This window comes from Marinobacter sp. V032, from assembly GCF_052645435.1.
On record NZ_JBQXYE010000001.1, the window covers coordinates 1,127,066 to 1,147,417 of the forward strand.

Here is a 20,352-nt window from a genome sequence, read left to right on the forward strand (position 1 = left end):
GACCCGTGTCATTGTCTTTCCTGAAAAAAACCATGTGGCAGGGCGCTGCATTGGCTACTGCGCTGTTGGCGGCCAGTCCGGTTGTGGCGGACGATGAACTGCCGGAACGCGCGCAGGACCTGCGCTACGGCGCGATTCTCTATGATTACTATCAGGGAAAGAGTTTCGACGCGCTGACCCGCATGGCGGTTGCCGAGCACGAAGGTGGCATCAAGGGACACGGCGATCATCCGCTGCTCGTCAAAGGCGGCCTGATGCTGGCCTACGGCATGACCCGTGAAGCCCGCAGCCTGTTTGAGCAGTTATTGACGGAGGACATTCCGGCGTCAACCCGCAGCCAGGCCTGGTTCTATCTGGGGAAGGTGTTTTATCTGGAAGGCGATAACGCCAACGCCATCGATGCTTTGGACCGTGTCGACCCCGAAGCCTGGGAAGATGAAGAAGAGCCGCTGACTGCCGAATGGCACTACCTCAAAGGCCAGCTGGCATTGCGTGCAGGCACGGCGAAGGCTCTCAAGGCAGTGACAAACGATATTGAATCCCTGTCCGATGCACCGCTTTGGCAGGCCTACCTGCGCTACAACCTGGCGGCTTTTGAACTTGACCAGGGAACAGCCGACGGCGGTCAGAACGCGGGTATTCTGGGCCTGGAGCGTTTAAGCGAAGACCTTGCCGGCGTGGACAGCGAGACCATCGCTGACCTTGAGGAAAACGCAGATGACCCGGAAAGCCGGGACGAGCTCGCCCTGAAGCGTGAGCAATTGGCTCTGCGTGAAAGATCACTGCTGAGCCTGGGGCAGGTCTACCAGCAACAGGGTGATACCGATCTGGCGCTGGCGCGACTGGCGGAAATCAGCCTGACCAGCGCGTTCTCTGACGAAGCGCTTTACCGGTATTCGGTTGCAGCTTCCGAGGCGCAGTCCTGGGGGCTGGCATTACAGGCATTGAATACCTTGCAGGAGCGGCCGCTCTTTACGCCATGGCTGCAGCAAGTCCCCTATGCCCGCGGATTCGTGTTTGAGCAATTGGATCAGCAGAAGTCTGCACTGCAGGCCTATCGTGCGGCGGCAAATCATTATCAGGCCCTGCTCGACACACTGGTTCAGTCCCGTCAGTCGTTAACGGAAGCCGGTATTCTGGCCGCGCTCCGGTTTGATGCAGATGGCTCATCCACTGACGTGGGTGCTCTTTCCCCGGCCCTGCAAGCCTTTGCCACCGAAGATGGCATAACGGCTGATGCATACGGCCGTCTTGATGTGCAGCCAGACGACTTCAATCTGGCGCTACTGCTGTCCTCCGAGAAGTTTCAGCTGGCTCTGCGGGATCTGCACGCGCTGTATCAGTTGCGCAACAAGATGACCCGCTGGCAGCGCCAGCTCGCGTCATTCGAGGTCATGCTCGAAACCAGGGCGGAGCAGCGCCGGGTCAAGATCGACAAGACAGAAACGGTGCTGGCATCACTGGGTGCTGATGAGTGGCACCAACAGCAGGCGACCTTCAACGCCGAGATTGAAGCGGCCGATCAGGCCGGTGACGCGGCATTTTTCATGTCTGACGAACAGAAGGCATTTGCTGAGCGTATTCGCAAGGTTGAGAACACGCTCGCCGCATTACCGAACGACGACAGCACCGCCGCCCAGCGGGACAAGATCCGCCGGATAAAGGCCTACTTCGAATGGCAAGTGAGTAATCAGTACGCGGTCAACCGCTGGGCTGCCCAGAAGCAGCTGCGTGAGCTGAATCAGGCGATGGCAGCGTTCCGCGAGAAGAACCGGATGCTGCTACGTGAAATGGGTTCGAATGATCGCAACGCAGCATTGGCCGAGCGAGTCAGCGTGAGCCAGCAGCGTATTGCCAGCCTTGATGCCGATCTCGACAGCGCCCTGAATGCGGCCCGTGATGCATTGATCGGGCAGGTGAGTGGTGAGATCGCGCGCCAGGAATCGGAGGTCAAACGCTACCTGCTGGCGGCCCGTCATGCCCAGGCCCGGTTGTCAGATCTGCTGTTCCAGTCAGGCGCCACAGCGACGCCTGAAACGCCTGCCAGTGGGGAGGCGCAGCCATGACGTCTGTTGGATTGCGTCCGTTAGCGGTTGCTGTGTTGCTGGGTACCTTGGCGGGCTGTCAGAGCCTTTCGGGGCTGTTTGGCGCCGGTGAACCGCAAGCCCGACCCGATACACTCGGAAGCCTCCAGCCCGCACCCACCATTGTGGAGACCGGGCAGAGGACGCCGGTCAGCCTTGATCAGGTGATACAGGATTACGAGGATCTGCTGCCGTTGCTGGATGATCCCGCGCGGATTGTACAGGTACAGCACCGGCTGGCGGACCTGCGCTTCCATCAGGCCGAGGACCGGATGGTCGAGACTGCACAGGCAGATCTTGATGTGGCGATTGATGCCTATCAGCAGTTGCTGGAAAAGTACCCTGACCGCAAGTCCAACGATCAGGTGCTATACCAGCTCGCCAAAGCGCAGGATCTGAATGGCGACACCCAGGCTCATATGGCGACGCTGGATGCGCTGGTGGCAGGCTATCCGGATTCCGATTTTCGCATCGAAACCCAGTTCCGTCGGGGTGAGTTGTTATTCACTCAGGGCTATTACGCAGAAGCAGATGAGGCGTTCCAGTCGGTTATTGGTCTTGCCCAAAACAGCGACGACGCCAGCGATCAGCGCTTTGTTACCGATGCCTGGTATATGCGCGGCTGGTGCCTGTTCAAGCTGGGGGATTACGACAGTAGCCTGGTGAGCTACACCCGTGTGCTCGATCGGGTCATGCCGGAAGGGCAGTCACCGACAGCGGTCGATCAGCGCAGCCAGACACTGTTGAGTGACCTGTTCCGTGTCATGGGGTTGGGCTTCACCCAGTCCGGCGGAGCAGACAGCCTGCAGGCACTGTTTGAAAAGGTCGGCAGCAAGCCCTACGAGATTGTTGTCTACGATCGATACAGCGACTTGCTGGTTGCCAAGGAGCAGTATTCTGACGCGATCGATGTCTACGAACGCTATATTGCGCTGCACCCGGACAGCCGTTGGGCACCGCGCTATCACATTGCCATTATCGACACCCTGCAAAAGGCCGGCTTCACCAGCACGATCGTCGAGCGCAAAGCCGCTTTTGTGCGGGATTACAGCATTACCGGCACTTACTGGCAGCAGGCGTCTGCCGAAGACCGGCAATACCTGCTGACCCAGCTTGAACCGCTCCTGACCGAGTTGGCCAACCGGCATTATGTGATCGCCCAACGTGCCAAAAAAGCGAACAAACCTGAAGAGGCCCGAAAGGAGTTCCAGGCGGCGGCCGACTATTATGCGGCATTTGTGGCGACCTTCCCGCGCCACCCTGACACGCCGGACATGGTGTTTCTGTTAGCGGAAACCCATGTTGAGTTGCAGCAGTGGCCACAGGCGATTGAGGCATTTGAGCGGGTGGCCTATGGTTTCGGTCCGCAGCCCAAAGGCGCAGAAGCCGCTTATGCCGGCATCCTGACATATCAGGATTATCTGAAAGCCTCGGCTGACAGCTCGCCCGAGATTCTGGCGTCGCTGAAGCAGCGCGAACAGCAAAGTCGTCTGCGATTTGTCACCGGTTTCCCGGAAGACCCGCGGGCCATCGATATTCTCTACATTGCCACCCAGCAGGATTTCGAGCAGCAGCAGTATCTGGATGCGCTGGCACATGCCCAACAGATCATCGACTGGCAGCCGGTTCCGGCCGAAACCGTATTGCTGGATGCCCGACTGATCAAGGCGCACAGCCTCTACCGGATGGGCGACTATCCGTTTGCCGAGATGGCCTACCAGGATGCGCTTCTGCGCTTGCCGGAAGACGATACTCGACGCGCTGATGTGCTGGAGAATCTGGCGGCGTCCGTTTACAAGCAAGCCGAGGCATTTCTTGCGGCGGGTGACAAAACGGCGGCTGTCGATGAATTGCTGCGGGTTGGCGAGGTGGCACCCACTTCTGCGCTGCGGGCGAATGCTGAATACGATGCGGCCAATTATCTGATCGAAATGAAGTCGTGGGACAGAGCTGTTGGCGTAATGGCGGCTTTCCGTGCGGCCTATCCGCAGCATGCAATGATCGACACCCTGCCGGCAAAGATGGCGTTGGCCTATCGTGAAACCGGGCAGTGGGAGCAGGCCGCCGACGAGTCACAGCGTATGGTCGGGCTTGCCACTACCGACGACGAGAAGCGCGACACCCTGTTTATCACCGCGCAACTTTACGACCGCGCTGACAACCAGCAGAAAGCCATTCGCGCCTACAGTGATTACGCCAATCGCTATCCCGAGCCACTGGCGGATTACATGGATGCCGCCGACAGACTGGCTGTCTTGTATGAAGACACCGGCGAGCCCACTCAGCGCCGGCTCTGGTTGCAGAAGCAGATGGACGCGGTCGATCGCAACCCGGCTTCAGCGGATGATCGCATGCGCTATCAGGCGGCGGCCGCATCGGCCGTGTTTGCTGACGACGCTTACCGCTACTTCAGCGCGCTGACCATCACCCAGCCGCTGCAGGAAACCCTCGGTGCCAAGATAAGCGCACTGGAAGAAGCCGTCGCGGCCTATCAGAAAACGGCAGACTACGGCGTATCGAAGTTCTCCACCGAAGCAGGCTACCGGATTGCCGATCTCTATGCCCAGCTGGGCACCGCACTGATGGAATCAGAGCGGCCGGACGGGCTGAGCGAACTGGAGCTGTCCCAGTACGAGCTGTTGTTGGAAGAACAGGCCTATCCGTTTGAAGACAACGCCATCGCTATCCATGAACAGAATGCGCAGCGTAGTTGGGATGGTATTTACGATGAATGGGTGCGTAATAGCTTTGAATCGCTCCGTAGCTTGCTGCCCGGCCGTTACAACAAACCTGAGCTGAATGCGGGGATCGTTGAAAATGTCTATTAAACCAACGGCGCTGATCCGCTATCTGTTGGTCGCCGGCTTTGCCAGCCTGCTGGCTGCCTGTGCCAGTGCGCCGGACACCGGATCAGTTGACGGAAACGCATCGCTTACCAAAGAGCAGGCTGAAATACAGGCTCACTTCCACGAGGCCGTTGTATTGCAGAATGCGGGCAACCTGGACAGCGCAAAGGAGATTTATCTGGCTTTGCACGAAGCCCATCCGGAACTGGCAGCGCCGCTGGTGAATATGGGCTCGATTGCAATGGCGCAGGATAAGCCGGATGACGCGGAAGTGCTGTTCGAACAGGCCGTTGCGATCGATCCGGCTCAGCTTCAGAGCCTCAACGCGCTGGGTATGCTGGCGCGGGAGCGTGGCGATTTCGACACCGCCGAAAACGATTATCGGCAGGCACTTGAAACCGATCCTGACTTCGCCCCGGCGGTATTGAATCTGGCCATTCTGTTGGATCTTTATCGTGGCGAGTTAGCCGAAGCGTTGGGCTATTATCAGCACTACCAGACGATAGCGGATGAGCCGGACCCACGTCTGAAAGACTGGATCTTTGATCTCAAGAATCGCATCGGGGAGTAAACCATGAGAACGGGAACGAACAAGAGAATAGCCGTTCTCCAGCGGCTGGCCCTGGCGGTTATGGTGATGCTCGCCAGCATTGCCGGTGCGCAAGAGACCGAGGTGCTGACCATTGACGGCACCCTGATCCGGGGCGATCAGGAAATGCCGACGGTTATGTACCTTGTGCCCTGGCAGCCGCCGGAAGTGCAGGGTCTCGAACGGCCGGATGAAAAGCTGATGGTTCAGGCGTCAATTGCACCTCTCGAGCGAGCGGAGTTCCAGCGCATGTTGAGCTACCACCGCCAGTTTGAAGCCCAGCATGCGCCGTTGGACGAAGACGAAACCCGCGACCAATAACTCGAAACTGACGCATAACGTGAACCGTGTCACGTTTTCGTTGTGCGTAAAATCCTGTGAAAACAATAAGCAACAAATGCTTGCGCGAACTTACCCTGCGAGCGCGCATTTGCTGTTCTAATGCCGACAAACCTTATGACCGGGAGTGAACCCACAATGATTGAAACCGCCATTCGCTTTTTTCAGGAAGGTGGCTTTTTCATGTATCCGATTGCTGTTGTCTTGCTGATCGGACTGATTGTTGCCATTGAACGTTATGTCTACCTCTCGGCCCAGAAACGGACCAACCGCAAAGACTTTCAGACACTGCACCAGTTGCTGATAAACCGTGAACTGCGTGGCGCTATCAAATACGCGACGGAGTCCGGTAGCGCGATGGCACAGATGGTCGGTGGTGGCCTGCAGCGCCTGGCCCGTCGCCAGTCCCGTGAGGAAATCGAATACGCCATGGAGGAAGGGCTGCTGGAAGTGATGCCCCGGCTCGAGAAACGCACCCAGTACCTCGCGACCCTGGCCAACATCTCCACCCTGATGGGGCTGTTGGGCACCATCATCGGCCTGATCGCAGCCTTTACTGCGGTTGCCTCTGCCGACCCGGCGGAGAAAGCCAGCCTGTTGTCCCAGAGTATTTCGGTGGCGATGAACACGACCGCATTTGGTCTGATGTCAGCCATTCCGCTACTGCTGATTCATTCGTTGTTGCAGACCAAGACCAATGAAATTGTCGACAGCTTCGAGATGGCCGGCGTCAAGGTACTGAACCTCGTCAGTGACACCAAGGCCGCTGCCCAGACTGCAGCCGCAGCTCAGCCAGCTCCGGCCAGCGTCGGCGCCGCAGGCAAAGCCGGCACGCCGGCCTGATCGCCGGTTGCTGGTTAGTCGCAAGGAACAGATTGACGCAGGTTATGGAGCCAGGTCATGAGGCGTAAACACCGCCGGTTACACACCGAGCCAGAACTGGATATCACCGCGTTCATGAATCTCATGATCGTGCTGGTGCCCGTGCTGTTGCTGAATATGGTTTTTGCACACACCAGCGTGCTGGAGCTGAACTTTCCCCAGTCGGAAGGCAGCGCCGCAGAGCAGGCCGAATCGCTGCAGTTGCAGGTGATCATTCTGGATGATGCGCTGGTGGTGTCGGATAACAAGGCAGGGGTGATCAAGCGCATCGCGGATAACAAGCAGGGCCACGATTTCGCCATGCTCGGTCAGGTCATGAAAGAGGTCAAGGCGAGGGTTCCGGACAAGCGTGACATCGTCATCATGGCCCGCAAGCAAACCTCCTATCAGAGCCTGGTATCGGCGATGGATACCGTCCGCTCCTACGAAACCGTGGTAGCAGGCAGTGTTGTCGATGCCGAGTTGTTTCCCGAAATATCGATCGCTGACGCGCCGCAAAACGTGGGTGAATCCTGAGTGACGGTTTCAACGCGTATTGATATCAGAATCAAGGGTAAGGCATGAAAGAGTCAGCCAAAGCAAAGCGCATCAAGCGACATCAGCGCCGTGGCAAGCAGACGAGCAAGCTGAACCTGGTGTCGTTGATGGATATCTTCACTATTCTGGTTTTCTTCCTGATGGTGAACTCCTCCAACGATGTGCAGGTGTTGAATCCTGAAAGCGGAATCGAGCTGCCTGTGTCGAATGCCGATCAGCCGCCTGCGGATGTGTTGGCGGTGACGGTAACCGACGAGGATATCCTGGTCAGTGGCCGGCCGGTACTCAAGCGTCAGGCCTTGCTGGCTTTTGACGGTGATGTGGAGCCGACGCTGAAAACCGAGCTGAATTATCAGGCCGGTCGCTCAAGCCAATCAGTGCCGGAAGCCGGTCGCCCGATTACGATTCTTGCGGATCGGGAGCTCCCTTACGAACTCCTGAAGAAAATCATGTCGACCTGTGTTGATGCGGGCTATGCCGCCATATCCCTCGCGGTCAGTCAGGACGGCACCAGGGAGGCCGGATGAGCACATTGACGAACCGTGGTCTGGCCTGGAACCAGGAGCCGGGAGAGCGCCGGCGCTTGTTGATTATCGCGTCTGTTCTGTTGCCGCTGTTTCTGGTGATGGCAGTGTACGTGACCTGGGTGACCTTGCCTGAACAGGCCAGAGAGGAACGCGAAGCGCTGCCTCCACAGCTGGCCAAACTCATCCTCGAAAAGAAAGACCCCCCTAAACCGGTGGTAAAGAAAGAGGAGAAGAAGCCAGAGCCGGAACCGAAGAAGCCCGAGCCGGAAGTTGCCGAGAAGCCCAAACCGAAACCCGAGCCAAAGCCGGTGCAGGTCAAGCCAACACCCAAACCTCAGGTCGCGAAGAAGCCGGAACCCGCGCCTGAAGAAGTACAGAAGGCGCGTGAAAAGGCAAAGACCTCAGGCGTACTGGCGATGAGCAGTCAGTTGTCCCAGCTGAGCGCAATGGCCGAGACCGTCAAGCTGGATAAGCCTAAAACCGTGACCGCCCAGCCGATTGCGCGCAAGTCCAACGACAAGCTGGCGGCCCAGGCAACCCGGACCACTCGCAGTCAGGGTGTCGATGAGGCCCAGCTGAGTCAGAAGACCGAGCAAGTTGCACTGGCATCTCGCCAGCGTGCAGAGGTTCAGCAGTCTGAATCTGTGGTGGCGGCAGTTGAGGCCGAAGAGCGTAAGCAGACATCACGCAGTCAGGAAACCCAGCGTTCCCGTGAGGAACTGCGTCGTACGATGGACGCCAACAAGTCGGCGATCTACAGCATCTATAACCGCGCGCTGCGCAAGAAGCCGTCGCTGCAGGGCCAGATTACGCCCGAGCTGGTTATCGAATCGAACGGTGTGGTGTCGAACTGCTCAGTGGTGGATTCCACTCTCAATGAGCCGGCGCTGGAACAGAAAATCTGCAGCCGCCTGAGGCTGGTCAACTTCGGTGCCCGGCCGGGCGTCGACAGGACGACCATTCGCTATCCGATTGAACTGCTGTCAGGCTGAGGCGGTGGTTGCAGAAAAGCTGCGCATGCGGCGTTTTGCAACACCCTCCGATTGCCTGACCGGTCCGATAGTCCGGTTCTGTCCGGCGCGTTTCACGCTCTGGCCCGGACGCTTTGCGAATGGGCCGTGACCGGATTATTCCGCTACGGCTTCCCCGATATCCCGCACCAACGCATCAACCCCTTCGAGCGTGCTCGACCAGGAACAGACAAAGCGCGCCGCGCCGCCGATGAAGGTGTAAAAGCGCCAGCCTTTTGCACGCAATACCGACTGCACCTTGTCAGACAGGTCAACGAAAACCGCGTTAGCCTGGCGAGGGAAGGTCAGCTCAATGTTATCCAGCTGTTGCAGGCCTGCTTCCAGCCTTTCGGCACAGGCATTGGCGTGAGCTGCATTTTTCAGCCAGGTATCCTGCTCAAGCAGCCCGCACCAGGGAGCGGAGATAAATCGCATTTTTGACGCCAGCTGACCGGCCTGCTTGCAGCGCCACTCAAAATCTTCTGCCAGTTCCCGATTGAAAAACAGGATGGCTTCACCCACAGCCAGGCCGTTTTTGGTGCCCGAAAAACACAGGACATCGACGCCTGAGCGCCAGGTGATATCGGCAGGGGAGACGCCCAGCGCAGCCGCCGCATTCGCGAAGCGCGCACCGTCCATATGAATCCGCAAGCCGTGGCGATCGGCGACCTCACGAATCGCTTTCAGCTCCTCGATGGAATAAAGCGTGCCCACCTCGGTGGATTGGGTCAGGGTAATTACCCGGGGCTTGGGGTAATGGATATCGGTACGGCGCGTCACCAGTTTTTCGATGCTGTCCGGCGTCAGCTTGCCGTTGGGGCCGGTGCCGACCAGTAGCTTTGAACCATTGGAGGCGTACTCCGGCCCGCCGCACTCGTCTGTTTCCACATGAGCGAGCTCGTGACAGATGACGCTGTGGAACGACTGACACATGGCGGCGAGGCTCAGCGAGTTAGCGGCTGTACCGTTGAATACGAAGAATACTTCGCAGTCGGACTCGAACGTCTCGCGCAGTCGGTCTGCAGCGAGCTGCGTCCAGGGATCTTCGCCGTAAGCGCTGGCATCCTGTTCGTTGGCTTTCGCCATGAATTGCCAGGCCTCAGGGCAGATACCGGCGTAGTTATCACTTGCGAACTGCTCGTCCCGTGGCATGGTGACTCCGTTGGCTTTCGTTGATTTCAGCGTGGCAGGTAAGGGCGTGTCAGGTTGCGGGAACCGCTGTCAGTGACCAGTACATTGTCTTCAATGCGAATGCCGCCACAGCCTTTGAGTTCATCGATCAGGGGCAGATTCAGGTGTTGGCCGTGCGGTCCGCTGGCAATGGGGTCCAGCAGTGACGGAATGAAATACAGCCCCGGCTCGATGGTTAGCACCATGCCGCTGGCCAGCGGACGGGTCAATCGTAAAAAAGGCGCATGGGCAGGCGGCGGTGTGGGCTTGCCGCCGACATCATGCACTTGAATGCCGAGCAGATGGCCGAGCCCGTGAGGGTAAAAGGCTCGGCTGATACCTGTCTCGACGATTGCCTCTTCATCCAGCCCTTGAACCAGATCGCTGGCGCGCAGCAAGGCGGCGATGCCCAGATGGGTTTTCATGTGCAGGTCGATGTAATCCACACCTGGCCCAACCGCATCGCACAGGCGTTTTTGCAATCGGTCCACGCCATCAATCAGCGTTTTGAAGCGCAATTCGCCGGGGCCGTGCACCGTGCGGGTGATATCGGAACAGTAACCCCGGTAACGAACCCCGGCATCAATCAGCAGGCTGCGGGGCTGAACCGGGCGGCGAGCATCATAGTGTTGGTAATGCAGGATGCCGGCGTGGTCGTTCACGCCAATGATGCTGTGATAGGGCGCATCTGCTTCGCGCTGTCGGGTATCCCGCTGGTATGCCAGGTTAATCTCGAATTCGCTGCCACCGTTTAGAAAGGCATCCTGAGCCGCGTCATGTCCCAGTGCGGCATGTGCATTGGCGTACTCGATACAATCGATTTCATAGGCTGACTTGTGAACGCGCAATTCATCAAGGGCTGCTGTCAGCACCTCCGGGTTATGGTCGCCGGCGATCCCGGCCAGGCCTGTTGGATCGCCAATGACCGCCAGGCGCCCGACGGAGGCAAGGTCCGGTGCTTCAGCGGATGTTGTGGGGGTAATGTCGAAACGCCGGGTCCAGGGTTCGTTGGGCAGGTCCGGTGTGGCATGCCAGAAATCAACCGGTGCATGCAGCCACAGTTGCGGGCGCTTGCCTGGCTGGATCAGCAGCCAGCTGTGTTCGATACCGGTCAGCCCGGTCCAGTGGAGGAAGTGGCCGTATCCCTGATGGTGGTGATACTGATCGTCGGCATACCGTATCGGGGCAGCGCCGGAACTGATCAGGATGGCATCATAGCGGTGCTGTTCGAGCAGCCTGGCGTAGGCTGATTCCAGCTGCTGGATATGCTCGAGTTGCAAGGCATCGCGGTCGGTATCAGGCATTTTGTTTCACCAGTTCATTCCAAAGGGTCAGGGTGTCGTCGGCGCGCGTGTCCCGCAGACGGATCAGGCGGATTTCAACGGTCACATCCCAGCGTTCGTCTCCGGCACGTTGCAGCTTGCCGAACTGTTCACTTTTCTCGCTCAATCGCAGTGGCAGCCAGCCCATGCCAAATCCCTGTTTGACCAACGCCTTGATGCTGGATGACTGGCTGTTTTCATTCAGGGGTAGCAGGTAAGCCTGGGGGGACGTCTGGTTCAGTTTGCCCATGATGGCCGACGACATGAAACCGCGATGGTGGTAGGCAATCACCGGCACGGGCTGTTCTTCGGTGCCGGGCAACTGGAACCGCGGTTCCCCGTTTTCCTTGTTGATACTGAAGGGCACCAGTCGTTCGGTATCCAGCGTCAGGTACTCGTACCGATCGCCGTCAAGCCGGTGTTTCCAAGGTAAATGATCGTGCCAGTAACACAGGATCAGGTCGCACTCGCCGTTGTCGAGCGCGTTGAGGAAGTCCTCGCCAATCCAGTTGGTGGATTTGAGGTTGATCTCCAGCCGGTCTCTGAGGCCAGTGCGCTCTGCCCAGTTGGTAAAGAAGTGGGAAAACAGGGCCTGGGTTGCGCCGACACTGATCCGTGTGGCGGCTTCGGCTTCCAGGGCCGAAATCTGGTCGCGGGTATCCCGTACGTCCCGGGTGACCCGGACACACATGTCATGAAAGGCTTCACCAGCCGGTGTCAGCGACAGGGGCAACGTCTGACGGTTAATCAGAGTGGTCCCCATGGCCTCTTCCAGCAGCTTTATCCGGCGACTGAACGTCGGCTGGCTCACATGCTGAATTTCGGCTGCACGGGAGAAATGCCGGGTTCGGGCCAGCGCCATAAAGTCTTCTAACCAGCGTACTTCCATCGCTACCTCATCCCATCCTCTTCAGGACAATGCCTGAGGCAGCATAGACTAATCGCGGCGTTTTATAATGTGCGGCAAAACTGTGCGAGTGCGCGGGTTTTGCTTGCACCTGTTTTTGCACTACAGACGTCCTTCTTCAACCGCATGGCACGCCACCTGACTGCCGCTATCGGTTGCGATCAGAGCGGGTATTTCCTGCCGGCAGCGGTCGTTGGCGTATGGGCAGCGACCGTGAAAAACACAGCCGGAGGGCAGGTTTACCGGGGTCGACACCTCGCCGTGCAGGCGAATATGGTTGGGTCGGTGATCTTCCAGTCGCGGAATCGCAGACAGCAGTGCCTGAGTGTACGGGTGTCGCGGACTGTCGAATAGCGTTGCAGTATCCGCCAGTTCACAGACGGTACCCAGATACATTACCGCGACCCGGGTGCCGAAGTGCTCCACTACCGCCAGATCGTGGGTGATGAACAGATAGGTGAGGCCACGGGCCTCCTGTGCATCCATCATCAGGTTCAGGACCTGGGCCTGAATGGAGACGTCGAGTGCCGAAATCGGCTCGTCTGCCACAATAAATTCAGGGTCAACGGCCAGTGCCCGGGCGATGGAAATTCGCTGGCGCTGGCCGCCGGAGAATTCGTGGGCGTAACGCACCCCCCAATCCGGATCGATACCGACCGACTGCATCACGTCCTGTACCTGGTTTTTGATATCGGCCTTGGTCCAGTCCGGGTGATGGAAGCGGATCGGTTCTTCCAGCGTTTGCTGAATGGTCATGCGTGGATTCAGCGACGCGTAGGGGTTCTGAAAGATCATCTGCATCTTGCGACGGTATGGCAGCACGGCTTTGCCGCTCATGTCATCAATGCGTTTGCCGCCATAATGTACTTCGCCGCCTGATGGCGAGAGCAGGCCCATGACCGTGCGGGCAACGGTGGATTTGCCGCAGCCGGACTCGCCCACTACGCACAGGGCTTCGCCCTTCTGAACCTGCAGGTTGACCCCGTTGATGGCGTGTACATATTCCTGATGACGGGTGAGCTTGCCGTTGCGAAACCGCAACTGCTCAAGGAAGTTACCCGACAGATCAAAACGTTTTTCAAGGTTGCGGATCTCAACCAGTGGCGCAGGCGCAGTCATGGTTGCTCCTCTTGCAGTTGTTTTTCTTTTTCAATCAGGGCCGCGACCTCGTGACAGGCTACATCGACATTGCCGGAGCGGACGTATTCGGGCATCACTTCGCGGCAATGGTCGTTGGCAAACTGACAGCGGGGATTGAACGGACAGCCGGTCGGAATCCGGTTGAGTGATGGCATGGAGCCCGGAATCTGGAACAGTCGGCGCCCGGGTTCTCCCATCTGCGGCAGCGCATTGATCAGCCCTTGCGTGTAGGGGTGTTGCGCGTCGTTGATGATTTCCTTGGTCGGCCCCTGTTCAATGACCCGGCCGGCATACATTACCAGCATCCGTTGGGAAACCTGAGACACCACCCCCAGGTCGTGGGTGATCAGCATCAGCGCCACGTTGTGCTGCTCGCAGAGTTCGAGCAGCAGCGCCATGATCTCGGCCTGAATGGTGACATCCAGCGCGGTCGTCGGTTCGTCCGCAATGATGATTTCCGGATCAAGCAGCAGCGCGATTGCAATAATGACCCGCTGGCGCATCCCCCCCGACAATTCGTGCGGGTACTGGTCCAGCCGTTTTTCCGGTGACGGAATCTGGACCTGCTTCAGTCGCTCCAGCGCGATCTTGCGGGCGTTGGCTGTGCTGATGCGCCGGTGTGCCTTGAGCGCCTCGACCATCTGGGTGCCGACTGTCAGCACCGGGTTGAGGGTCATCATCGGGTCCTGAAAGATCATTGCGATCCGGTCGCCACGAATCTTGCGCAACTCGCGTTCGCTCATGGCGGCCAGGTTGCGGCCTTCAAACAGGATCTCGCCGCCGGCGATATAGCCGGGCCGTGCGATCAGGTTGAGAATCGAGAATGCGGCGACGGATTTGCCCGCACCGGATTCGCCCACCAGACCCAGACGCTCGCCCTTGTCCAGCGAGAAACTGATGCCGCGAATGGCTTTGAGGTCGCCGCCGCGTACGGCAAAACGGACATCGAGGTTTTTGACTTCGAGCAGTGCCATGGCTTACCCCTTGTACAGTCTTGGGTTCATGACATCCCGCAGCCAGTCACCCAACAGGTTGATGACCAGTACGAGCACGACCAGTACCAGCCCCGGGATCAAGGTGATCCACCAGGAGCCGCTCTGGATATAGTCAAAACCGGATTTGATCAGTGACCCCAGCGAGGGTTGCGTTTCCGGCATCCCCAGCCCGAGAAACGACAGGGCCGCTTCGGAGATGATCGCGTTGGCGATCTGTACTGTGCCGATAACAAAAATCGGCGATAAGGTATTAGGCAGAATATGGCGGAACATGATGCGGTTGGTCCGGAACCCCATCACCTTGGCCGCGTCGACATACTCTTTCTTTTTCTCCGCAAGTACGGACGCTCTTACCGTTCTGGCAATCTGCGGCCATTCTGCAACCCCGATAATCAGGATCAGCATATAGATGGCGATTTCGCCAAACATCAGGTTACCGAAGCTGGCCTTGAATACCGCGCCTACGATGATCGCAACCATCAGTGTGGAAAACGACAGCTGCACGTCGGCAACCCGCATCAGCAAGGCATCAACGCGGCCACCGAGGTAACCCGCCAGCAAGCCGAACAGGATACCCAGCAACGACTGCAGCAGTACGGCGCCAAAGCCGATCAGCAGTGACACCCGGGTGCCGTAGAGAATCGTGGATAGCAGATCGCGGCCCTGGGCGTCGGTGCCCAGCGGGAACTGCGGATCGCCACCATCAAGCCACATCGGTGGCAATTCCGAATTCATGATGTTGATCTGGGTCAGATCGTAGGGATCGGCGGGTGCCAGCAGCGGTGCAAACACGCCAGCGGCGACGATCAGCACAAACACAACGAAGCTGACGATCGCTATCTTGTCGCGTTTGAAGCTGTACCAGAGAAACGACTCGCGGAAGCGGCTCCAGCGAGAGAGGGTCGCTGTGCTCATGCTTTTTTCCCTGTCAGTTTGACGGTGGGGTTCACCAGACCGTAAATCAGATCAACCACCGTGTTGGTAATCACGAAGACCAGCCCGACGACCATCAGGTAGGCCACAATCAGAGGAATATCGCTGCGGGTAATCGCCTCGAGGAACATCAGTCCCACACCAGGCCATTGGAATACTGTCTCGGTCAGAATGGTGTAGGCCACCATGATGCCCAGTTGAACGCCGCCGACCGTAATGACGGGCAGCATGGTGTTCTTCAGCGCATGCAAAAAGTGAATCCGCCGCGGCGCTAGACCCTTGGCCTGGGCATAGCGGATGTAATCGCTCTGCAGCACTTCCATCATTTCCGCGCGGATCAACCGGATAAACAGCGGCAGCATGATGGATGCCAGCGATACAGCAGGGAGCAGCAGGTGCAGCAGACCGTTCTCCGAAAAGAAGCCTGAATACCAGGTGCCGAACAAGTGCGTCAGATCATCGCCGCGTCCGTAGGACGGCATGCCGCCATTGGTCGATAGTGCGCCATTCAACCATTGCCCCCAGCCGGTGTCTTCCGGGAACCAGTCCACGGTGACGCCGATTGAAAACAGTTGAATCAGCACGATGGCCGTCAGGAAGACCGGAATGGATATCCCGACCGTACTCACGCCCATAAAGAATTTGGATAGCCAGGCCCGGGGTTTGATCGCCGCATAGACGCCAATCGGGACCGACAGGAACGCAATCATCAGGCTGGCGGCAATCACCAGCTCCAAAGTGGCTGGCAGGTGTTCCATGATCACGTCCAGCGTGGGTTCGCCGTAGAAGTAGGACGTGCCCAGATCACCCTGGACTGCTTTTCCGGCGAAGCGGGCATACTGAACCACGATCGAATCATTCAGTCCCAGATCGTCGCGGAGCTTGACCCGTTCGGCGGCCGAGACGGACTGACCCACCATCTGCTGAAGGGGATCGCCGAGCCCATCCTGGATGGAAAAAGCGATCACACTGATCACGAACATGACCAGCATCGCCTGACCTATTCGCTGTACCAAGAACGCTAACATGGCGTCATTCCGGGGTTGTTATCGTTGTATACATGCATGGCTGTAAAACACACCGTTGTGGAAGTGCGGTAAAACAAAGCCGCGGCTCCGGGAGGGCCGGAACCACGGCTTTTTCATTGCAGGTAATCAGTCTTCAATGACCAGATCACCCATGTAAGGGAAGTTCATGACGTTAAGAATAGGCTCGATTTTAACGGTCTTTTTCGAGGCCCACGCCAGATCCTGCCAATGCAGGGGTACAAATGCGGCATCGTCGTAAAGGGCTTGCTCAACTTGCTGCAGCATTTCGGCGCGCTTGTCGAGGTCGGTTTCCACGTTGGCCTTTTCAACCAGCGCATCCAGTTCCGGGTTGCAGTAGTTGCCGGCGTTGTACTGGCCAGCACCGGTGTCGGCGTTAGGGCACATGGTGAGGAACTCGTAGAAGTTGGCTGAGTCCTCGGTATCCGCATGCCAGCCAATCATCATGATGTCAGCAGCGCGAGCATCAAACTCAGGCCAGTACTGGGCTTTTGGCAAGGTTTTGAGGTCTACCTTGATGTTGATGCGCGATAGCATGGCGGCGACCGCCTGTGCGATCTTGTCGTCGTTCACGTAGCGGTTGTTCGGGGTCATCATGGTGACGGTGAAGCCGTCTTCGTAGCCGGCTTCTTTCATCAGTTTCTTGGCTTTTTCAACATCGAAGCGAGGCTTCAGGCTGTCGACATGTCCCTGGTAACCTTCAGGTGACAACTGTGCAGCCGGTGTGGCAAAGCCTTTCATGATTTTGGCGGCGATGCCTTCCTGGTTGACGGCGTAGGCAACCGCCTGGCGGACACGGGCGTCCTTGAATGCTTCAACCCGCTTCTGGTTGAGATCAAGGAGGATAATGCGGGTGCCGCTCATGGTCACCAGATCCGTTTTGGGATCACGCTTGATGCGATCAAGATCGGTCGGTGGCACCGGAGCAATGAAGTCCACGCCGCCTGACAGCAGGGCTGATACGCGGGTGTTGTTTTCCTTGATTGGGGTCAGCGTGATCTTGCCCACGTTGCCTGGTGATTCCTTGTCCCAGTAGCCATCAAAACGTTCGAACTCGACTTTGACGCCCTGCTGGCGGGAGGTGACCTTGAAAGGCCCGGTGCCGGACTGATTGCGCGAGGCAAAGGTGCTGCCCTGTTTGCTGATGGCAGCCTTGTCGTCGCCGTTGTCGTCCTTGCCGGTATAGAACGCCTTGTCCATCGGAAAAATATAGGTCGCCGCGTTCAGGACCAGTGGGTAAGGCTCGGCTGTGACCAGCTCAAACGTGGTGTCATCGATGACGCGCAGTTCAGTAAATGGCTTGAAGATAGCCTTGAAGTCCTGGCTCTTCTTGAGTCGCTCGTAGGTGAACTTGACGTCTTCGGTGGTCAGGGTGTTGCCGGAGTGGAATTTTACGCCTTCACGGAGCGTGAAGCGCATGGTGTTGTCATCCACCCGTTCCCAGCTTTTGGCAAGGCGGGGTTCGAACTCCAGATCCTTGGTCCAGCGAATCAGTGGATCAAACACCATATGGGACAGTTGCAGTGTACCGCCGGACAGTTGCTCATGGATGTCCAGGGTGACCGGGTCGGCGTCGTACGCCATTTTAAGCGATTTGTTTGCATCCGCTGCAAAAGCGGGAGCAGAAGCAAGTGTAGAGAGAGCCGCGCAGCTTACAAGCGCTGTGAGAAATCGTTTCATAGCGTGTTCCGTCGCTGTTTTTTTGAGGTTTGTTTTTCTAGCACCCGTTATACCGGGCACATTAGATAACAAACTAGTAACAGCTTGGCGGGTGGGCAATCGAAATAACAACTTGCCCCTATTCGCGGTGTGAATGAACCGAAGCAGGGCGCAGGCCGGGGGCGGGGCAGGTTCGCGTCAAAGGCTGTTATTACGGGGCCTTGGCGCGACATCTGCTACGTTTTTGGCTGCCAGGGGAAAGCCGAGCGACGAGCCATGCACTTAAAATGGTCAATCGATTTGTAATGATTGACCGCCGGTTAGTCTGGATTTTCCGTATCGTTTGACGGTTTTGGGGAAGAAAACCGGATGTTGAGATCAGTCCCGCTGTCGTCGGACCGGGGAATCGTCAGATGCCAGCCCAGACGTTCGCAAATCAGCTGCACGATCAGCAAGCCAAAACTGTTTTCCTTCACCGTCAGGGAAGGTGTCGGGAGTGGTCGCTGGAGCCGCTTGATCACCGGGTCAGGTAGCCCCTGACCGTCATCCGATACGCTCATGCCGTTGTTGAGCAGCGCAATGCGGATTTCGCCACGGGTGTGTTTCAGGGCGTTCTGGAGCAGGTTACGAATCAGCATTCGTAGCAGCGCGGGGTCGGTATGCAATGTTTGGTCTGAGGCGCCCTCGGCGACAATAAAGCGGCCCGCGTGATCGGCATGGGTGCTTTCGAGATCGGCGATGGTATCGCGGATACTCCTCAGCAGACTGATCTTTACCCGGTGCCCCTGTTCACTCTCGCCCCGGGCGAGTTTCAGCAGTACTTCCACGTCGGCATGCATGTCGCTGGTAGCGCGGCGAATGCGCCCCAGCGTCAGGCGGTCGGCACCGGATAGTTGGTCGCGTTTCTCTATGATATCCAGGGCGCCGGTGATAACGGCCAGCGGCGTTCTGAGCTCGTGGCTGGCGAGTTTGACGAACGATTTTTCCCGATCCACAAAGGCTTCCAGCGCATCCAGGAAACGATTGAATGCGCTGGCGATGTTGATGAATTCGATGTCCTTATAATCGATGGCAAGCCGCTGCATGGATTTGTCCGGTTCGGTCGCCTGGATCTGATGGGTCAGGCGTTTTAGCGGGTCCACCAGTTGTCGGGTGCTCAGCCTCGCCAGCACAAAACCGATCAGCGACATGCCGAGGAAGATGCTGATCAGTGTGATCTGGGACAGTGTTTCCTGGGACTCCATGATTGAAATATCTTGCGACAGATACAGCCGTCCCGGTGGTTGGGAAATCGCCTCTACCAAAACCAGAAAGGTTTCATCGCCGGTTTCTATTTCCGAAGAATCCGGTGTCGGGCGCCCTCTCAGGTATTCCGGTAATAGCGATTCGGGTTGGCCTTCAGGCAGGAATATGGCGTTCAGACGTGCGGTTTTCCATGTTTGAAACCCATCACCCTGAATGTGATTCCGGAAATAGTCCTGTTCCTGGGTCAGTTCCAGATCCAGGATCGTGTCTTCCATATCTTCATAGAAAAATTCGATAGCTCCCAATGACAGCAGGATAGTCACCAGGCTGACCAGAAAGATCGTGCGATAGAGGCGAGTGCCCAGCGATTTGATCAAGCGTCAGAACTCCCTTCCACGGCAGGTGGGTCAAGACGATAGCCACGTCCATAGACCGTTTTGACCAGTGAATGGCCATAGGTTTTTTGCAGGGTCTGGCGCAGTGAGTAAACGTGCGTCCGCAGAGTGTGACCGTCGTTGTCGTTGTGATTGTGCCCCCATATCGCATCACTCAGCGCTTCATGGCTGAGAAAACTGGGGTAGGCGCGTATCAGCAACTCGAACAGTCGGGCAGGGATCCCGGTCAGTTCGGTGTGCCGGCCATTCATCTCCACTTTGAGTGTGCCCGGGTCAAACCTGATCCCGCCAGCCTGCACGCCGGATTGGCGAGGCGTGAAACGTCGGTGTAGGGCATCGATGCGAAGCTGGAGTTCGCGCAGCTCGAAAGGTTTGACCAGGTAATCATCCGCCCCGCATGCAAACCCCTCTTCCTTGTCTGCAAGTGCACTGCGCGCCGTCATCAGAATGATCGGTGTGGTGCACTGAAGATCACCTCGAATACGCTTGCAGATATCGAAGCCGGAGACGCCCGGCAGCATCAGGTCCAGCACGATGACATCGTAATGCTGGGTGGCCAGCAAGTGCAGCGCTGTCAGTCCGTCCGCAGCAAAATCCAGCTGGTACCGGTCTTCGCCGAGAAACTCGAACAGGTTCTCGGCGAGATCGATCTGGTCTTCCACGATCAATAGCCTGAGTGACTGCTCGGTGCCAGACGAAGATGAAACGGGAGTCGTCGAATTCAAT

Annotated in this window: 18 protein-coding genes; 8 read left to right on the forward strand and 10 right to left on the reverse strand. The window is 57.7% G+C overall.

The window, feature by feature from the left end; all coding sequences use genetic code 11:
• Positions 1-5 precede the first annotated feature (5 nt).
• The 8 genes from ACUN9X_RS05180 (at position 6) to ACUN9X_RS05215 (ending at position 8,796) form a co-directional block, all read left to right on the forward strand.
• A complete protein-coding gene (locus tag ACUN9X_RS05180) occupies positions 6-2,066 on the forward strand; it encodes a tetratricopeptide repeat protein (protein ID WP_445472402.1) in 2,061 nt (686 codons plus the stop codon).
• Positions 2,063-4,912, forward strand: coding sequence for a tetratricopeptide repeat protein (locus tag ACUN9X_RS05185; protein ID WP_445472403.1), 2,850 nt, complete (start codon positions 2,063-2,065; stop codon positions 4,910-4,912). Before ACUN9X_RS05180 ends, ACUN9X_RS05185 begins: the two co-directional genes overlap by 4 nt.
• Entirely contained in the window at positions 4,902-5,501 is a 600-nt protein-coding gene (locus tag ACUN9X_RS05190; protein ID WP_445472404.1) for a tetratricopeptide repeat protein, read from the forward strand. Before ACUN9X_RS05185 ends, ACUN9X_RS05190 begins: the two co-directional genes overlap by 11 nt.
• Positions 5,502-5,504: 3 nt before the next feature.
• Entirely contained in the window at positions 5,505-5,840 is a 336-nt protein-coding gene (locus ACUN9X_RS05195; RefSeq protein ID WP_445473215.1) for a hypothetical protein, read from the forward strand.
• 156 nt (positions 5,841-5,996) lie between these two features.
• The gene (locus ACUN9X_RS05200; RefSeq protein WP_260038346.1) at positions 5,997-6,701 is read left to right on the forward strand and encodes a MotA/TolQ/ExbB proton channel family protein; all 705 of its coding nucleotides are present in this window, start codon (positions 5,997-5,999) and stop codon (positions 6,699-6,701) included.
• Between the two features lie 57 nt (positions 6,702-6,758).
• The gene (locus ACUN9X_RS05205) at positions 6,759-7,256 is read left to right on the forward strand and encodes an ExbD/TolR family protein (RefSeq protein WP_445472405.1); all 498 of its coding nucleotides are present in this window, start codon (positions 6,759-6,761) and stop codon (positions 7,254-7,256) included.
• A 44-nt stretch (positions 7,257-7,300) separates the two neighbouring features.
• The gene (locus ACUN9X_RS05210; RefSeq protein WP_445472406.1) at positions 7,301-7,804 is read left to right on the forward strand and encodes an ExbD/TolR family protein; all 504 of its coding nucleotides are present in this window, start codon (positions 7,301-7,303) and stop codon (positions 7,802-7,804) included.
• Positions 7,801-8,796, forward strand: a complete 996-nt coding sequence (locus tag ACUN9X_RS05215) for an AgmX/PglI C-terminal domain-containing protein (RefSeq protein ID WP_445472407.1) — start codon at positions 7,801-7,803, stop codon at positions 8,794-8,796. The genes ACUN9X_RS05210 and ACUN9X_RS05215 overlap by 4 nt, the downstream gene beginning before the upstream one ends.
• 135 nt (positions 8,797-8,931) lie before the next feature.
• Here ACUN9X_RS05215 and ACUN9X_RS05220 read toward each other — a convergent pair whose 3' ends face one another.
• From ACUN9X_RS05220 to ACUN9X_RS05265, 10 genes are all read right to left on the reverse strand, one after another.
• The gene (locus ACUN9X_RS05220; protein WP_260038339.1) at positions 8,932-9,966 is read right to left on the reverse strand and encodes a threonine aldolase family protein; all 1,035 of its coding nucleotides are present in this window, start codon (positions 9,964-9,966) and stop codon (positions 8,932-8,934) included.
• Between the two features lie 26 nt (positions 9,967-9,992).
• Positions 9,993-11,288 (reverse strand): Xaa-Pro dipeptidase, encoded by a 1,296-nt coding sequence (gene pepQ, locus ACUN9X_RS05225; RefSeq protein ID WP_445472408.1) that lies wholly within the window; start codon positions 11,286-11,288, stop codon positions 9,993-9,995.
• Positions 11,281-12,195, reverse strand: a complete 915-nt coding sequence (locus ACUN9X_RS05230) for a LysR family transcriptional regulator (protein ID WP_260038335.1) — start codon at positions 12,193-12,195, stop codon at positions 11,281-11,283. The genes pepQ and ACUN9X_RS05230 overlap by 8 nt, the downstream gene beginning before the upstream one ends.
• A 120-nt stretch (positions 12,196-12,315) precedes the next feature.
• Positions 12,316-13,332, reverse strand: coding sequence for an ABC transporter ATP-binding protein (locus tag ACUN9X_RS05235; protein WP_260038334.1), 1,017 nt, complete (start codon positions 13,330-13,332; stop codon positions 12,316-12,318).
• Positions 13,329-14,327, reverse strand: a complete 999-nt coding sequence (locus ACUN9X_RS05240; protein ID WP_260038333.1) for an ABC transporter ATP-binding protein — start codon at positions 14,325-14,327, stop codon at positions 13,329-13,331. Before ACUN9X_RS05240 ends, ACUN9X_RS05235 begins: the two co-directional genes overlap by 4 nt.
• 3 nt (positions 14,328-14,330) lie before the next feature.
• Positions 14,331-15,263, reverse strand: coding sequence for an ABC transporter permease (locus ACUN9X_RS05245; RefSeq protein WP_260038332.1), 933 nt, complete (start codon positions 15,261-15,263; stop codon positions 14,331-14,333).
• On the reverse strand, positions 15,260-16,309 hold the full coding sequence (locus ACUN9X_RS05250) for an ABC transporter permease (protein WP_445472409.1): 1,050 nt from the start codon (positions 16,307-16,309) through the stop codon (positions 15,260-15,262). Before ACUN9X_RS05250 ends, ACUN9X_RS05245 begins: the two co-directional genes overlap by 4 nt.
• A gap of 126 nt (positions 16,310-16,435) precedes the next feature.
• Positions 16,436-18,007 carry an ABC transporter substrate-binding protein gene (locus tag ACUN9X_RS05255; protein ID WP_260038330.1) on the reverse strand — a complete coding sequence of 524 codons (1,572 nt, stop codon included), beginning with the start codon at positions 18,005-18,007 and terminating at the stop codon, positions 16,436-16,438.
• 299 nt (positions 18,008-18,306) lie between these two features.
• A complete protein-coding gene (locus ACUN9X_RS05260) occupies positions 18,307-19,608 on the reverse strand; it encodes a sensor histidine kinase (protein WP_445472410.1) in 1,302 nt (433 codons plus the stop codon).
• Positions 19,605-20,351: a response regulator transcription factor gene (locus ACUN9X_RS05265; RefSeq protein WP_445472411.1), complete on the reverse strand. Its 747-nt coding sequence runs from the start codon at positions 20,349-20,351 to the stop codon at positions 19,605-19,607. Before ACUN9X_RS05265 ends, ACUN9X_RS05260 begins: the two co-directional genes overlap by 4 nt.
• Position 20,352 lies beyond the last annotated feature (1 nt).

Coding starts and splice junctions, on each gene's coding strand:
- ACUN9X_RS05185 (WP_445472403.1), top strand. CDS start 2,063: ATGACGTCTGTTGGATTGCGTCCGTTAGCGGTTGCTGTGTTGCTGGGT.
- ACUN9X_RS05215 (WP_445472407.1), top strand. CDS start 7,801: ATGAGCACATTGACGAACCGTGGTCTGGCCTGGAACCAGGAGCCGGGA.
- ACUN9X_RS05210 (WP_445472406.1), top strand. CDS start 7,301: ATGAAAGAGTCAGCCAAAGCAAAGCGCATCAAGCGACATCAGCGCCGT.
- ACUN9X_RS05230 (WP_260038335.1), bottom strand. CDS start 12,195: ATGGAAGTACGCTGGTTAGAAGACTTTATGGCGCTGGCCCGAACCCGG.
- ACUN9X_RS05200 (WP_260038346.1), top strand. CDS start 5,997: ATGATTGAAACCGCCATTCGCTTTTTTCAGGAAGGTGGCTTTTTCATG.
- ACUN9X_RS05240 (WP_260038333.1), bottom strand. CDS start 14,327: ATGGCACTGCTCGAAGTCAAAAACCTCGATGTCCGTTTTGCCGTACGC.
- pepQ (WP_445472408.1), bottom strand. CDS start 11,288: ATGCCTGATACCGACCGCGATGCCTTGCAACTCGAGCATATCCAGCAG.
- ACUN9X_RS05250 (WP_445472409.1), bottom strand. CDS start 16,309: ATGTTAGCGTTCTTGGTACAGCGAATAGGTCAGGCGATGCTGGTCATG.
- ACUN9X_RS05235 (WP_260038334.1), bottom strand. CDS start 13,332: ATGACTGCGCCTGCGCCACTGGTTGAGATCCGCAACCTTGAAAAACGT.
- ACUN9X_RS05190 (WP_445472404.1), top strand. CDS start 4,902: ATGTCTATTAAACCAACGGCGCTGATCCGCTATCTGTTGGTCGCCGGC.
- ACUN9X_RS05245 (WP_260038332.1), bottom strand. CDS start 15,263: ATGAGCACAGCGACCCTCTCTCGCTGGAGCCGCTTCCGCGAGTCGTTT.
- ACUN9X_RS05220 (WP_260038339.1), bottom strand. CDS start 9,966: ATGCCACGGGACGAGCAGTTCGCAAGTGATAACTACGCCGGTATCTGC.
- ACUN9X_RS05255 (WP_260038330.1), bottom strand. CDS start 18,007: ATGAAACGATTTCTCACAGCGCTTGTAAGCTGCGCGGCTCTCTCTACA.
- ACUN9X_RS05195 (WP_445473215.1), top strand. CDS start 5,505: ATGAGAACGGGAACGAACAAGAGAATAGCCGTTCTCCAGCGGCTGGCC.
- ACUN9X_RS05205 (WP_445472405.1), top strand. CDS start 6,759: ATGAGGCGTAAACACCGCCGGTTACACACCGAGCCAGAACTGGATATC.